The sequence below is a fragment of the Streptomyces sp. NPDC017225 genome, assembly GCF_044331465.1.
Taxonomy (GTDB): domain Bacteria; phylum Actinomycetota; class Actinomycetes; order Streptomycetales; family Streptomycetaceae; genus Streptomyces.
Window position 1 is genome coordinate 64952 of sequence record NZ_JBIRNE010000028.1, and the last position, 15028, is coordinate 79979.

9 protein-coding genes are annotated in these 15028 nt (G+C 73.4%); 4 read left to right on the plus strand and 5 right to left on the minus strand.

The genetic code is table 11. The features are described 5' to 3' along the window. Positions 1–59: 59 nt before the first annotated feature. Positions 60–1325, minus strand: coding sequence for an L-2-hydroxyglutarate oxidase (lhgO, locus tag ACH4NX_RS35220; protein WP_398130042.1), 1266 nt, complete (start codon positions 1323–1325; stop codon positions 60–62). A 75-nt stretch (positions 1326–1400) separates the two neighbouring features. Further along, the gene (locus tag ACH4NX_RS35225) at positions 1401–2825 is read right to left on the minus strand and encodes an MFS transporter (RefSeq protein ID WP_279565919.1); all 1425 of its coding nucleotides are present in this window, start codon (positions 2823–2825) and stop codon (positions 1401–1403) included. A gap of 701 nt (positions 2826–3526) precedes the next feature. Between ACH4NX_RS35225 and ACH4NX_RS35230 the strand changes: the two genes are divergently transcribed. After that, positions 3527–5650, plus strand: coding sequence for an asparagine synthase-related protein (locus ACH4NX_RS35230; protein ID WP_351397947.1), 2124 nt, complete (start codon positions 3527–3529; stop codon positions 5648–5650). A gap of 119 nt (positions 5651–5769) precedes the next feature. Here ACH4NX_RS35230 and ACH4NX_RS35235 read toward each other — a convergent pair whose 3' ends face one another. Continuing rightward, positions 5770–7896 (minus strand): sigma-70 family RNA polymerase sigma factor, encoded by a 2127-nt coding sequence (locus tag ACH4NX_RS35235; protein WP_398130041.1) that lies wholly within the window; start codon positions 7894–7896, stop codon positions 5770–5772. A 186-nt stretch (positions 7897–8082) separates the two neighbouring features. After that, complete coding sequence (locus ACH4NX_RS35240) at positions 8083–9000, minus strand: TetR/AcrR family transcriptional regulator (RefSeq protein ID WP_398130040.1); 918 nt, start codon at positions 8998–9000, stop codon at positions 8083–8085. Between the two features lie 374 nt (positions 9001–9374). Here ACH4NX_RS35240 and ACH4NX_RS35245 point away from each other — a divergent pair, with 374 nt between their 5' ends. Both ACH4NX_RS35245 and ACH4NX_RS35250 read left to right on the plus strand, forming a co-directional pair. Then, the gene (locus ACH4NX_RS35245) at positions 9375–10748 is read left to right on the plus strand and encodes an NAD(P)/FAD-dependent oxidoreductase (RefSeq protein ID WP_351397941.1); all 1374 of its coding nucleotides are present in this window, start codon (positions 9375–9377) and stop codon (positions 10746–10748) included. 189 nt (positions 10749–10937) lie between these two features. Next, entirely contained in the window at positions 10938–12587 is a 1650-nt protein-coding gene (locus tag ACH4NX_RS35250) for a SpoIIE family protein phosphatase (protein ID WP_398130039.1), read from the plus strand. An 82-nt stretch (positions 12588–12669) separates the two neighbouring features. Here the strand turns inward: ACH4NX_RS35250 and ACH4NX_RS35255 are convergent, their stop codons facing one another. Beyond that, positions 12670–13947: an MFS transporter gene (locus tag ACH4NX_RS35255; RefSeq protein ID WP_351398138.1), complete on the minus strand. Its 1278-nt coding sequence runs from the start codon at positions 13945–13947 to the stop codon at positions 12670–12672. Positions 13948–14083: 136 nt separating this feature from the next. Between ACH4NX_RS35255 and ACH4NX_RS35260 the strand changes: the two genes are divergently transcribed. Beyond that, on the plus strand, positions 14084–14632 hold the full coding sequence (locus ACH4NX_RS35260) for a MarR family transcriptional regulator (protein WP_351397937.1): 549 nt from the start codon (positions 14084–14086) through the stop codon (positions 14630–14632). Positions 14633–15028 lie beyond the last annotated feature (396 nt).

A 15028-nucleotide genomic window follows, 5' to 3' on the forward strand; every position in this document is an offset into this window, starting at 1 on the left:
CGCAGCCCACCCCCGGGCCCGCGTCCAGCCCCGGGCCCGCCCTCACCCCCGGCAACCGGTCAGGCGGCGGCAGTCCCCAGCATCCCCAACGCCCTCCGCCCCACCTCCCGCCCGATCGGCAGCGCCGCCGTCGCCGCGGGCGAAGGCGCGTTCAGGACATGTACCGCGCACGCCCCCTCACGGATCAGGAAGTCGTCCACCAGCGTCCCGTCCGCCAGCACCGCCTGCGCCCGCACCCCCGCCGGCGCCGCCACCAGGTCCCCCTCCGTCACCCCGGGCAGCAGTCGGCGTACGGCGGCGGTGAAGGCCCCCTTGGACAGCGACCGTCGCAGCTCGCCCGCCCCGTACCTCCAGTGCCGCCGGGCTATCCGCCACGAGCCCGGCCAGGTCAGCGTCCCGCCCAGCTCACGGGGGTGCACCACGCCCCAGCCGTACCCCTCCCGGGCCAGCGCCGGCACCGCGTTGGGGCCGACGTGCACGCCCCCGTCGATCCCCCGGGTCAGATGCACGCCGAGGAAGGGGAACGCCGGGTCCGGCACCGGATACACCAGTCCCCGCACCAGCTCCGGCCGCGCCAGCTCGTAGTACTCGCCCCGGAAGGGGACGATCCGCATCCCGGGGTCGTCCCCCGTCATGCGGGCGATTCCGTCGCAGTGCAGCCCGGCGCAGTTGACCATGACCCGGGCGCGGATCACGTTCCCGGAGCGGGTGCGGACGGCGACTCCGTGGTCCGGGCGCCGGTCGATGTGCCGTACCTCGGCGCCGTAGCGGATCTCCGCGCCCGATGCCCGGGCCAGTTGCCGGGCCACCGCGACGTAGTCGCAGACGCCGGTGGTGCCGACGTGTATGGCGGCGAGGCCGCGCACCTCGGGCTCGTACTCCGGGATCTGGGCGGCGCCCAGCTCGCGCACCGGGATGCCGTTCTCCCGGCCGCGCTGCACGAGGGCGTGCAGCCGGGGCAGCTCGGCGCGGTCGGTGGCGACGATCAGCTTGCCGGTGACGGCGTGGGCGATGCCGTACTCGGCGCAGAACTTGACCATCTCCGCCGCGCCCCGCACCGCGTAGCGGGCCTTCAGCGAGCCCGGGCGGTAGTAGACGCCGCTGTGGATGACGCCGCTGTTGCGGCCCGTCTGGTGCCGGGCCGGTCCCGGCTCCTTCTCCAGCACCGTCACCCGGGTGCCCGGCGCGGCGCGCGTGATCGCGTACGCCGTCGACAGGCCGACGATTCCGCCACCGATCACCAGCACGTCGCAGTCGTACGCGACGCTGTGCGCGCCGCCGCCGTGCGCGCTGCCGTGCGCGGTCCCGGTCCGCACTCGTTCCATCTCCGGCCCACCTCCCGGCTTCGATAGTGCACTGCGCCACTGACAATGCCTTCAAACCCGGGAGGCGGTGACGGATCAGGCCGTGGTCATCAGCAGCGGCCGGGCGCGCTCGCGCAGCTCCACCACGCGGGGCTCGTCGCCGTAGGGCTCCAGGCGGTGGAGGAGGTCCTTGACGTACTCGGTGGTGCGGGCCGAGGAGATGCGGCCGGCCACCTCGACCGCCCGCACGCCCTGCTCGCAGGCCGCGTCCAGATTGCCCGACTCCAGCTCGGCCACCGCAGAGACGACGAGCCTGAGGCCGTGCGAGCGTACGAACTCCTCCGTCGGCTTCGACAGTGCCTGCTCGGTGAAGCGGCGGACCTGGCGTGGTGCCTTCAGGTCGCGGTAGCACTCGGCCGCGTCGGCTGCGAACCGGTCGTAGGAGTAGAAACCCAGCCACGTCGGGTCGCTGTCGCCGGGGCGGGCGCGCTCCAGCCAGCTCTCGGCGGCCTTCAGGGCAGCACCGGCCGCCGGCGCGTCACTCGCGCGCGCGTGGGCGCGGGCCTCGACCAGGCGGAAGAAGCTCATGGTGCGGGCCGTGGCCAGGCCGCGGTTGCGTTCGAGCGCGGCCTGCGCGAGGTCCACGCCCTCGTCGCCGAAGCCGCGGTAGGTCGCCTGGAGGGACATGGAGGCGAGTACGTAGCCGCCCAGGGGCACGTCGGCCGCCGCGCGGGCCAGGCGCAGGGCCTGGATGTAGTACCGCTGGGCCGCCTCCTGCTGGCCGGTGTCGAAGGCCATCCAGCCGGCCAGGCGGGTCAGCTCGGCCGAGGCGCCGAACAGGGCGCGGCCGACCTCGTCGGAGTACGAACCGAGGAGCAGCGGGGCCGCCTCGACGCGTAAGCACTCGGGGACCATCGAGGAACGCCAGTCGCCGCCTCCGTACTTGGAGTCCCAGCGCCGGGCGTCCTCGGCGGCCTCCCGCAGCTTCTGCACATCACTGTGGCCGACTTTGAGCGGTGCGCCGGAGCCCTCGGCCGGGCTCGCGTCACGTGCCACCGAGCTGTCGGCCGGGGTTATCAGCCATCGTGAGGCCGGCGTTGCATATGCGCTCACCGCGAACGATCCGGCCAGCGACTGCCAGATGCCGCCGGCGCCGGACCGGCGGCCGGCGAGGTCGAGCCGGTACAACTCGGTGGCGGATCTGACCGCCTGGCCGACGTCCCGGGGGAAGGCGAGGCCCACTTCGGGGGCGGGATCCGCGTCCGCCAGGCCGATCTCGTGGAGCGGCACCGGACGGCCGAGCTTCTGGCCGATGGCGGCGGCGATGAGGTGCGGCGCCGCACCCTGCGGCACCATGCCCTTCGACACCCAGCGCGCCACCGACGTCTTGTCGTAGCGCAGGGTCAACCCGCGCTGGGCGCCAAGGTCGTTGACGCGCCGGGCGAGTCCTGCGTTGCTGATTCCCGCGAGGGCGAGAACGGCGCCGAGCTTTTCGTTCGGCCCGCGTTGCTCCCTGGACATGCGCCACCCCTCGACACAGACGGCTGCCGCGCTGGCATAACCATGCGGCATTCGTAAACACAGCGTAGTTCGCCGGATCCCATGCGTTAAGAGGCATTGTTCCGGATGGCGGGATTGTGGTCCGTACTGAAGTGCGGAGCCTGCACGGTCTGTTGCCACGTGCTCCCGTTGTGTGGCCGTGCGCCCGCCCGTGCGCTCTTCTCCGGCCATCGGGGGAGCGGTTCCATGGATGCTGCGTGGGTCGGCCCGCTGTACTGGATCCAGTGGGCTGGGGGACACCGCCGCCTACATCCCCGCGGGTGGCGGACCGGTCCGGGGGGCGTGCCTCGCCTCCCGGACTGCGCGCCGCCGGCCGGTGCGCAAAGCCTGTACGGAGCGTGTTCGAACGTGTCTGCGTGACGCCGATTTGGCTGAAAATCGACCCGGACGTTTCCGGGGCGCTGCGGCCCTCACCATGGAAGTTGAGGGCGCGTTGGGTAGCCAAAGAGCGCGTTGCGGGGGCGCATTCGCGTCGTCTTCGCGTGGTGTTCGCGCCCTCCGAGGGGGTGCGGAGAGGTAGTTGACGTTCTCGCGTGGGTTTCCGCGGGGGCGCATTCCCGGGAGCACATGCGGCTCCGCCGACGCTCTGCGGCGCGCCCTTCATGGCAGCATGGGACCAGTTGGTGCGGTGCACTGGTTGTCCCCAGCCTGTGGAGGCGTCGATGCGGTGGTTGGTGGGGTGGAGCAGCACCGCCGTGGGAGGCGCGGGAATCGCCGGAGCGGGCGGCTCCGCGGGGGCCACCGGCTACGACGGCGAGACCGTGCAGCCCGTGGGCTCCCAGCTGTTGTGGGGCGACCCCGACCCCCTGTGGGCGGTCGGCGACTGGCGCCCCGACGAGGTGCGCGTCGTCACGGCCGACCCGCAGACCCGGATCGCCGTCCTCGGTATCTGCGGCGCGTCCGACGAGCAGCTGCGCGTCGGACTCTTCGCCGCGCGCGGGGGCGCCCTCCGGCATCTGACGGCGTGGCCCGGCAGCTACACGGCCGTCGTCCAGGTGGGCCGGCGGATCACCGTCTGCGGCGACCTCGCGGGCGCGCGGCCGGTTTTCCACACCCCCTGGGCGGGCGGCACGGCATACGCGACGGCCGCGCTGCCCCTGGCCGACCTCATCGAGGCCAACCTCGACTTCGGACACCTCGCCGCACTGCTCGCCGCGCCCGACGTACCGGCGGCGCTGGACGACTCCACCCCGTACGACGGCGTGAAACGCATTCCGCCGGGGCACGCACTGATCCTGCGCGCCGGGGCGCGCGAGGTCGCCGGGTACGAGCAGGTGGCCTCACTCGCCGTCGCCGCGCCCGCGGCCGACCCCGACCGGGCGGTGGACGGCGTACGGGACGCCCTGGTGGAGGCCGTGCGCACGCGTCTCGCCGCCCCCCGGCACGTCCCCGGGGACGGCATCGACCCAGGGCCGGTGCCCGGCATGGGCCCCGCGGAACGGCGCGCCGCGCGCGGAATGCCGGTTCCCGGTATCGGCGCCGACCTGTCCGGCGGCCCGGCCTCCGGGACGCTGGCGCTGCTGGCCGCCGGGCTGCCGGGGATGCCGGGGACCGTGCTCGGACACGGCACCGGGGCGGGCGAGCGGCTGCTGGCCGTCACCTTCAACGACCTCGCCGTCGGCGGGCAGGAGGCCGAGCTGGAGCGGGCGGGGGCCCTCGCGGCCAACCCGCGGCTGCACCACGTGGTGGTCACCGGCGGCGAGGACATGCTCCCGTACGCCGCGCTGGACGGGCCGCTGACGGACGAACCGGGCTCGTCGCTGGTCGCGTCGGCACGGCACCGGGCCCGGCTGGCCGCGGGCAGCGCGGACCACTTCACCGGATACGGGGCGCGGCAGGTGCTGGACGCCCATCCGGCGCGCCTGGCCGACCTGCTGATGGACCGTAAGCGCCGTCACCTCGTGCGGCCGGTCGCCGCGCTCGCCAAGGCCGACGGGTCGGTGCTCGTCCCCGGGCGCGTCTACGCGGCGGCCCGGCGGCTGGCGCGCACCCCGTACCGCACCGGGCTCGAGGTGCTCTCCGAACGGCTGCTGCGCCGGCGTTTCGACACGCCGGGCGACGGCGCCATGGAGGCGTCGCTGGCCGCGCTGGCCTGGGCCGGGCCGGGGCCGGCGGCACGGTGGCTGACCGGAGAGGCGCTGGCTGAAGTATCGGTTCGCCTCCAGACGTCCTCCCAGCGGTCCGGGGTCGGGCCCGGGCAGCGGCCCGGTGACTTCCGCGCGCGTGCGGCACTGGCCCGGCAGGCGGCGGACGTGCGGGTGCTGGAGCAGGCCGCCGAGATCCGCTTCCAGCGGCTGCACACACCGTTCCTCGACAACCAGGTCGTCCGCGCCTGCCGTGCGCTGCCGGAGGCGCTGCGGGTGCAGCCGGGGGCGCGGGCGTCGATTCTGCGGACGGTGCTGGAGGGTTCGGGGGTGAGCGAGCTGCCGAGCGGCTGGGGAGCACCCACGCGGGGGGTGGCGGCCACCGCCGCGAGGACGGGGCTGAGGGTCGCCGCGGACTCCCTGCTGGGACTCTTCGACACGCCGCTGCTCGCGCAGGCGGGTCTGGTGGAGGCACGGGTCGTGCGCAAGGCGCTGCGTGCGGCGGCCGCGGGCGAGGCACTGCCCCTGGACGGACTGGCCGACCTCGTCTCCCTCGAACTGTGGCTCGGCCGCCTCCTCGCCCGCCGCGGCACCTGCTGGACCGGCACCCCGGCCCGCCAACGCGCGGTACCGGGCGGCATCGCGCCGCAGCGCGGGGCGCTGGGCGGGGCGCAGGCGGGAGCGGTCGTGCGGCGCGTCTGACGCCCGGGCGGCCTGACGGCCTCCGGGGTGGGGCTCCGCGGGTGTGAGGGCCGGTGCCGGTGCCGGTGCGAGCACGGGTGTGAGTGGGGCGTGAGTGCTTGAAGGGTGTCCCGCGAGCCCTACACGCAGGTGAACCGCGACTGCGCCCAGTCCGCGAGTGCCACCGAGCCGAGGTGACCGTACGGCTCGACCACCAGCCGTACGGTCTCGCGCCCCGCGAGGTCCACATGGACGGGCACCGCCGGGTCCCCGCCCTCGACCGTCCCGGAACTCCACAGCCGGACGCCGTCGGCGTGCACCGAGAAGCGGACCTTGCCGAGCTCCGTCGTCAGGTCGTCGACGCCGACCAGCGCGTCGTAGGAGGAGCAGGAGCGGTTGAGGTCGATGGTGACGGAGGAGCGGCCGCGCACGGTGACGCCCCGTGCGTACCGCTCGTCGCCGACCGACAGGGCGGAGCGCTGCCACACCCGGCTGCTTCCCGCCAGCCGCATCTCGGGCCCGCTACCGTCGCCGCCCACGTCGTACGCCAGCTCGCTCCACTGGTAGACGGTCGGGGCGGGGGACGGTGACGGCGACGGCGGCGGGGTTGGCGTAGGGGGCGGCGGCGTCGGCGGGGCCGGTTTCGGCTTCGGCTTCGGCGGTGTCGGTGTCGGTGTGGGGGAGGGCGTGAGGGCGGGGGGAGGCGTCGGCCTGGGGGCGGGCTCCGGGGGCGGGGGTGGTTCCGGTGCGGCCACCGGCGGACGTGGGCGGGGCGGCTGTGCCGGGGGCGTGGGTGTCTCCGGGGCGGGCTGGGCCACCGGTGAGGAGGGTGGCGGGCCCGCCTTCGGCGGCTGCTCGGCCGGGGCGTCGTTGCCGGCGAGTGCGAGGACCAGCGCCGCGGCGGCGGCCACCGCCACCACACCGGCCGCGATCCCGGCCTTCACCGGCGCGCCCAGTCCTTCGGAGGCCGCCGCACCGCCCCCGGCACCCGCCCCGCCGGACGTCCCGGACGCTCCGGCCACGCCACCGCCCGCTGTAGCCGCCGCGCCCGTGGCCCCGGCGCCCGCGCTTTTGGCGATGAGCCCCGCGGCCTTGGCGTATCCGGCGGTGCCGAACCAGCCGATGACCGCGACCGGAACCACCGCCGGAATGCCGCTCGCGACCTCCTCGATCTGGACGGCGGCCAGCCGGCACCGGGCGCACTCGTCCAGGTGCTCGCGCAGCCCGCGCCGGGCACGGGCGCGCAACCTGCCGCGCGCGTAGGTGCCGAGCCGGTCGGCGTAGCGGGCGCACTCCTCGTCGGCGGCGAGGGCATCGCTGACATGGGCCTGGAGGTAGGCCTGCTTCAGGCCCTCCCGGGCGCGGCTGGCGAGCACGCGCGTGCCGTTGGCGTCCAGCCCGAAGAGCACGGCCACCTCGCTCGGCGACTCGTCCTCGACCTCGGTGTGCCACAGCACGGCCTGCCACCGCTCCGGCAGCGACCGGAAGGCCCGCAGGGCCAGCGACTGCTCGGCCTCGTGCATGGCCCGGACGTCGGCGCCCAGCTCCGACGTGCTGTCGTCCGGCGCCCGTGAGCTGGACGCGGCCTGGGCGGTGAACACGGCGAAGTCGTCGACCAACTGCTCCCGCCCGGCCGACCGTGTCCAGCCGGCGGCGACGCGCCTGACCGCGGTGAGCAGATAGGCGCGCACGGCGTGCTCGGGGCCCGAACCGCCGCGCACCGCCTGGAGCACGCGGGCGAAGACCTCGGCGGTGAGGTCGTCCGCGGTGTGGGTGTCGCGGCAGCAGGTACGCGCGTACCGGCGCACCGCGTCCGCGTGACGCAGGTACAGCTCCTCGTAGGCCGTGTCGTCCCCCGAGCGCATCCGCTCGATCAACTCCGCGTCGGACGGCGGCAGCTCGCGCGGCGGAGGCAGGACACCGCTGTCGTCCAGCTCGATGGGCGCCGGGAGGACACCGTCCTCGCGGAGCTGGCGCGGCTGGCGCTGAGCCGGGACGCTGTCCTCCGCCGGCCTGTGGTCCTGCGCCGAAAGGCCGCCCTCCGTTGGTCCGGCGTCCTCCCGGGATCCCACGTCCTCCTGGGGTCCGCCGTCCTCCTGGGGTCCGCCGTCCTCCTGGGGTCCGCCGTGCTCCGGGGATCCGCCGTGCTCTACGGGTACGCCGCCCCGCGGGACCCGGGCAGGGCCGCCCTGGTCGGGCACCCGTGGCGGGTGGCCGGGTCCGGTGGCGCCGTCACCGGGCGACCCGTCCCGCCCGTCGACGCTCATCGCGGAAAGCCCCCGCCGCCTGCCCAGCCAGTCTCGAACACCGGGTCAGCGTGCCATATCGGCTTTTGTCCAGGCCCTCTCGGCGGCGACCATCACTCGTCCGTGGGGACTTGCCGCGGCGCGGTGACAACGCTCAGCTGTTCGGGGAGGGGGGAAGCCCTCCGCCCGCCGGACGGCACGGCGGTCTCACGCCGGGCGCGACCGCAGTCCCTCCAGCAGGATGTCCAGCAGCCGGGTCGAGGCCGCCGCCTGCTGTGCCGCGTCAGGCAGCGAGGGCGCCGCCGTGGCTATCACCAGCAGCACGTCCGACACCGACACGTCCGGCCGCAGTTCACCCGCCGACCGCGCCCGCTCCACGAGCCGGCCCACGACGTCCAGCAGTTCCGCCGCCCCGTCGTCCCCCGCCACGGAAACCGATCCACCGACCGATCCACCGACCGATCCACCGACCGAATCACCGACCGAATCACCGGCCGTCGCCCCGGCCGAGGAACCAGCCCGTGAGACCCCCTCGGACACCAGCCGCAGCTCGCCGGAGCCGGAGCCGGAGCCCGGCTGTATCCGCTGTTGCGGCACCCGCGGCTCACCGACCACGGCACCGCCACCGCCACCGTCACCCACGGCACCGATGGCACCACCGTCACCCATGGCACCACCGTCACCGTCCTCGGACACCCCGACCCGCAGCACCTGCGGCGGCAGCAGCCGTCCGGCGCCCGAGGCCACCGACGTCCGCAGGAAGCGCGACAGCGCCGACCACGGCTCGTCCTCCTGCCCGAGCGCCGTCCGGGCCTGGTCCGTCAGCCGGGCCGTCTCCTCCTCGGCTATCCGCCGCACCAGGACGTCCTTGCTCGGGAAGCGCCGGTACACCGTGCCGACACCGACCCGCGCGCGCCGCGCCACGTCCTCCATCGGCGCGCCGTACCCCAGCTCGCCGAACACCTCGCGCGCCGCGCGCAGCACGTGCTCCAGATTGCGCTGGGCGTCCACGCGCAAAGGCGCGGTCCGTGCCCCGTCCCCGCGTGCGCCGCCCACCCCCGCGCTCATCGCACCGCCGGGCGCGACAGCGGACGCGGACGACCAATGAGAGTCCTGAACATGCATAGAAAATCCCCCGGTAATGACGTCTCCCCCCGGAGACACTCCCCGTCATCGAAAGCCGGAGTGCGCGGAACAGGCCCGGTTCCTCGGCCCGCCCGTCGCGGACCCGATGAGCACATCCCCTCACACTCCGTGGGAAAGAACATAGTTGAGCGGGGGTCAATTCAGAAGGGGCAGGTTCCGCACCGGGCACCCCCTGATCGGACCACGGATCGCACACGCCCCGAGCATGCCGTCCTCCGCATCCCCTCCCACCCCCGCTGACCTGCGCGACCACACCGGATCACGGCCATACGGGCCACCCCGCGCCCCCGAGATCTCCAGTCACACAAATCGACGAGCCTGTGGACAAACGCAAGCGTCGGGTGCGTCATGGGATGGTGAAGGAACGTGCGCGCATTCTCGTTGTCGGCGGTGGCTACGTCGGGATGTACACGGCTCTGCGTCTTCAGCGGAACCTCAGGGGCGAACTCCGGCGGGGCGAAGCCGGGATCACGGTCGTCTCCCCCGACCCCTACATGACGTACCAGCCGTTCCTGCCCGAGGCGGCGGCCGGCTCCATCTCCCCGCGGCACGTCGTCGTGCCGCTGCGCCGCGTCCTCGGCCAGTGCGACGTCGTCATCGGCGAGGCACGCTCCATCGACCACACGACGCGCACCGCCACCGTCACCACCCTGGCCACCGACGAGGAGAAGACGGGCGCCCGCCGGCTGACGTACGACGAACTCGTCCTCGCGCCCGGCTCCGTCTCGCGCACCCTGCCCGTCCCCGGCCTCGCCGACCACGGCGTCGGCTTCAAGACCGTCGAGGAGGCCATCGGCCTGCGCAACCACGTCCTCGAACAGATGGACATCGCCTCCTCCACCCGCGACCCCGCCCTGCGCGACGCCGCCCTCACCTTCGTCTTCGTCGGCGGCGGCTACGCGGGCGTGGAGGCCCTCGGCGAGCTGGAGGACATGGCCCGCTACGCCACGCGGTACTACCACAACGTCACGCCCGACGACATGAAGTGGATCCTCGTCGAGGCCTCGGGCCGCATCCTGCCCGAGGTCGGCGAGGACCTGGGCCGCTACACGGTCACCGAACTGCGCCGCCGCAACATCGACGTACGCCTGGACACCCGCCTGGAGTCCTGTACGGACCGCGTCGCCGTCCTCAGCGACGGCGCCCGCTTCCCCACCCGTACGGTCGTCTGGACGGCCGGCGTCAAACCCCACCCGATCCTCGCCGCCACCGACCTCCCCCTCGACGACCGCGGCCGGCTCACCTGCACCCCCCACCTGTCCGTCGACGGCGCCGCACACGCGTGGGCCGCGGGAGACGCCGCCGCCGTCCCCGACGTCACCGCCGCGGAACCCGGCCGGGAATGCGCCCCCAACGCCCAGCACGCCGTCCGCCAGGCCAGGGTCCTCGGCGACAACATCACGCACACGCTGCGCGGCGAGCCCCTCGACACCTACGCGCACAAGTACGCCGGCTCCGTCGCCTCCCTCGGCTTCCACAAGGGCGTCGCGCACGTCTACGGGCGCAAGCTGAAGGGCTACCCCGCGTGGTTCATGCACCGCGCCTACCACCTCAGCCGCGTCCCCACCGTCAACCGCAAGGCGCGCGTACTGGCCGAATGGGCCCTCGCCGGACTCTTCAAACGAGAGGTCGTCTCCCTGGGTTCACTCGAACATCCGCGAGCGGAGTTCGAACTCGCGGCCGGTGGAAAGCCTTCTCAGGAACCACCTCGCAACCCGAAGGGGTAGTCCTGGCCGGACTCAGGAACTCCCCCGGCCGGTCCGGCGTCTGACGGATGTCGGCCCGGTCGGCACCCTGCCAGACTGGTCCACCACCGCGGGCACGCCGACGCTCGCTCCCGCGCGGCCTCCGGGGCCCCGGCCGTTCCCGGCCCGCCCCGGCCCTGGGCCGCCGACAACTACACGAGGCAAGGATTCGTGAACTTCACGCGCTGGAGCGCCCGACTCCCCGGAACGCAGCGCCGCGCCGCAGCGCGGACCGACACGACCCTCTCCCCGGACCGGCGAGGAGACGGCTCCGTACCCGCCGCCCGCGCCGAACAGCTGACCGACGAGGCCCCGCCCGCTCCCGCCGTCGACGACCTCCCCGTGCGCGACGTCCTCGACCGCGTCCCGGCCCTCGTCGCCCTCGTCCACGGCCCCGACCACCGCCTCGCCTACGTCAACGACGCCTACGTCACGGCCTTCGGCATGCGCGACCTCGGCGAACGGGCCCGCACGGCCCTCCCCGAGCTCGACGAACTCGGCCTCTTCCCGCTCCTGGACCAGGTCCAGCGCAGCGGCAGACCCCGCACCCTCAAGTCCCGCAAGGCCCCCGACGGCCGCTCCTACACCTTCACCTGCACGCCGGTCACCGAAGGCGACAGCGGCGGCGGCCGCGGCGTACTCGTCTTCGCGACCGACGTCACCGACCACGCCGAGGCCGCGGCCCGCCTGCGCGCGAGCGAGGGCCGCCAGCGCGAGACCGCCGTCACCCTCCAGCGCTCCCTGCTCCCGCAGGAACTGGAGGAACCCGACGACCTGCGCGTCGCCGCCACCTACCACCCCGGCGGCACCGAGGCCGCGGTCGGCGGCGACTGGTACGACGTGATCACCCTCGGCGGCGGCCGCACCGCGCTCGTCATCGGCGACGTCATGGGCCGCGGCGTCCGCGCGGCAGCCGTCATGGGCCAGCTCCGTACGGCGGTCAGGGCCTACGCCCGCCTCGACCTGCCCCCGCACGAGGTGCTCCAGCTCCTCGACGGCCTCGCCATCGAGATCGACGCCAACCAGATCGCCACCTGCGTCTACGCCATCCACGACCCCAACGAGGGCCGGCTGGTGTACGCGTCCGCCGGCCACCTGCCCATCCTGGTCCGCGACGAGAACGGCACGGTCCAGCGCGCCGACGAACCCACCGGCCCCCCGCTCGGCACCGGCGGCTGGATGCACACGTCCGGCTCGATCGCCCTGACCCCCGGTTCGACGGCCGTCCTCTACACCGACGGCCTGGTGGAACGCCGCAACGAGGACCTGGACGAGGGCATCGCCGCCCTGGAGCGCGCACTGTCCGGCGCGACCGGCAGCCCCCAGGTGGTCTGCGACCGCCTGGTCCGCTCCGCCGGCGTCACCCCGGACCACGACGACGACGTCGCCGTCCTGGTCCTCCAGCACCCCGCCCGCAAGGGCGCGCAGGCCGAGCTCTTCCGCAACGCCGCGCTGGAACTGCTCGGCGGCGTGGAAGCGGCCCCCCGCGCGCGTGCCTTCGCCTCGGGCGTCCTGACCAGCTGGCGTTTCTCCACCGAGCTGCACGACCTGGGCGTCCTGGCCACCAGCGAACTGGTCGCCAACTCCCTCCAGCACGGCACGCCCCCCATGCGGCTGCGCCTGCGCCGTACGGACCGCCGCCTGATCGTCGAGGTCACCGACGGCGACGACCACCTGCCCCGACGCCGCCGCGCGGAGCCGGTGGACGAGTCCGGCCGGGGCATCGCCATCGTCGCGACCATCGCCTCCAACTGGGGGTCCAGACGCACGCCCGGAGGCGGCAAGGCGGTCTGGTGCGAGTTCATCCTGCCGAAACCGTGACCCACGGGCGTGAACGCGGCAGACGTGAGGAGGCCCTGACGGGCGCACCCGTCAGGGCCTCCTCACGTCACCTCACGTCTCCTCACGCCTCCGCGGCAGCCACCGCGTCGGCCGGCGCCCCGCCCTGCGTGACCACCCGGCTCCTGGCGAGCGCCGGCTGGTTCTGTACGTCCGTGAGCTCCCGCCCCAGCCGCACCGCCAGCACCGTGATGCCCAGCGAGAACAACAGGAACGCCACGATGTACGGCGCGTGCAGCGAGGCCCCGAGCGGACCGCCCACCGCCGGACCGATCGCCAGCGCGAGCTGCTTGACCAGGGCGAAGGCGGAGTTGTACTGCCCTGCCAGCCCGGTCGGCGCCAGATCCGCCACCAGCGGCGCCAGCGTCGGCGACAGCAGTGCCTCACCCAGCCCGAACAGCGCGTACGTCGAGATGAACGCGGCCGTCGCCATCGCCTGGCTGCCGTGCCCGAGCCCGGCGTACCCGGCCACGGCCCACGCCACGGCCCAGATCAGCCCCACGGAGGCGATCACACGCGACCGCTTCCGTCGCTCCACGAACCTCAGCACCGCGAACTGCGCGACCACGATCACCAGCGTGTTCGCCGCCAGCGCGGTACCCAGCGTGGACGTGGAGATCCCGGCCGCCTCGACGCCGTAGGCGCTCAGTCCCGACTCGAACTGCCCGTAGCAGGCGAAGAACAGCACGAAGCCCAGCACGCACAGCTGCACCATGGCCCGGTTTCCCAGCAGCTGCTTCCAGCTGTTGCCGGCGGCCTGCCCCGGTACCCCCGACACGTGGGGCGCGCGCGGCGCGCGCACCGTCGCCATCACGCCGACCAGCACCAGGAACATCGCCGCCTCGATCGAGAACAGCAACGTGAAGGAGGAGGCGCTGGTCGTGTCGACCAGATGGCCGCCGATGAGTCCACCGACGCCCAGTCCCAGGTTCTGCAGGAAGAACTGCGTCGCGAACGCCCGCGACCTGGTCTCCGTCGTGGAGCAGTCCACGATCATCGTCGCGAGCGCCGGCTGCATCACGGCCTGCCCCGCTCCCAGCGCGGCGGCGGACAGCAGAACGGTGGCCGCCGAGGCCGACAGGCCCAGGCTCAGCGCGCCGAGCGCGGCGGTGACCAGGGCGGCGAGCAACACCGGCAGCGGGCCCCGGCGGACGATGGCCCGCCCGGCGAACGGCAGCACGATCAGCGCGGCCACGGCGAAGACGGCGAGCACGAGACCCGCCGTGACAGAACCGAGTCCCCGTACCTGCGCCACATAGACGTACAGGTAGGGGACGGTGAAGCCGAGCCCGAACGCGCTGAGTGCGTTGCCCACATGAATCCGGCGCATCGCTGCGCCCATTGCCCTGGTCACGTTCACCCTCTCTGGGTAGATCGCCCCAGCCGTTAGAGCTGAAGACTTAGAAGCTAAAGTTCGATGTTAAAGAGTACACAGCGAAGGACTTCAAGGCAAAGGAGTCCCGTGCCATACTGCGGCCATGGGCGACACCTCCGGCCCCCGCGAGCCGACACTCGAAGAACAGATCGCCGCCTACCAGCGCGAGTTCCAGGACCTCGACCCGCAGGTCGAGAAGATCGTTTCGGCGCTCTCCCGCCTCAACCGCCGCATGAACGTCGCGTACGGACGGCAGACCGCCGAGCTCGGCATCAGCAACACCGACTGGGAGGTGCTGAAGGCGCTCGTCCTCTCCGGCGCCCCCTACCGGCTGGGCCCCGGCGACCTCGCCAAGCGCCTCGGCCTGACACCGGCCGCGATGACGCACCGCATCGACCGCATGGTGGGGGAGGGGCTGGTCACCCGGGACCGCGACGAGACCAACCGGGTCCGCGTCATCGTCGAGCTGACGGCGGAGGGACGCGAGAAGTGGCTGGCGGCCATGCGCCTGGCCTCGGTGTTCGAGGAGGAGCTGCTCCAGGACCTGTCCGCGGACGACCGGACCGCTCTGGGGGACGTCCTCACCCGCCTCCTGCGCAGGGTGGAGCACGCACAGCCGGACGCCGGCGGCAGGCTCAGTGACCTCGATTAAAAGATCTTGACAGGTGCGGTTGACAGTCTCCTACGGGATCCGTAAGGTTCTTCGGGTTGCCACGGGGCCGTAACGGTTCTGCGGTAGCACCTCCCGCCGCGACAGCGGCGCTCAAACCACCTGCACGACCCCCTCAGTGGGAATGACTTCGGCACGTCCGAATTCAATTTCGACTGAGGCTCGACGGCCCGGTCCACTCCGATTGGGAATCGCCGAGAGAGTCCGCTAAGGTTTGGAACGTCGGAACGGCCCAACAGCCGCGAAGACAAACCCCGCTGACTGGGAATCAGGCCCGAAAGGATCTGATAGAGTCGGAACCGCCGGAAAGGGAAACGCGAAAGCGAGAACCTGGAAAGCGCCGAGGAAATCGGATCGGAAAGATCTGATAGAGTCGGA

Coding starts and splice junctions, on each gene's coding strand:
- ACH4NX_RS35225 (WP_279565919.1), bottom strand. CDS start 2,825: ATGTCCAGGGAGCAACGCGGGCCGAACGAAAAGCTCGGCGCCGTTCTC.
- ACH4NX_RS35230 (WP_351397947.1), top strand. CDS start 3,527: ATGCGGTGGTTGGTGGGGTGGAGCAGCACCGCCGTGGGAGGCGCGGGA.
- ACH4NX_RS35260 (WP_351397937.1), top strand. CDS start 14,084: ATGGGCGACACCTCCGGCCCCCGCGAGCCGACACTCGAAGAACAGATC.
- ACH4NX_RS35240 (WP_398130040.1), bottom strand. CDS start 9,000: ATGCATGTTCAGGACTCTCATTGGTCGTCCGCGTCCGCTGTCGCGCCC.
- ACH4NX_RS35235 (WP_398130041.1), bottom strand. CDS start 7,896: ATGAGCGTCGACGGGCGGGACGGGTCGCCCGGTGACGGCGCCACCGGA.
- ACH4NX_RS35255 (WP_351398138.1), bottom strand. CDS start 13,947: ATGGGCGCAGCGATGCGCCGGATTCATGTGGGCAACGCACTCAGCGCG.
- lhgO (WP_398130042.1), bottom strand. CDS start 1,325: ATGGAACGAGTGCGGACCGGGACCGCGCACGGCAGCGCGCACGGCGGC.
- ACH4NX_RS35245 (WP_351397941.1), top strand. CDS start 9,375: ATGGTGAAGGAACGTGCGCGCATTCTCGTTGTCGGCGGTGGCTACGTC.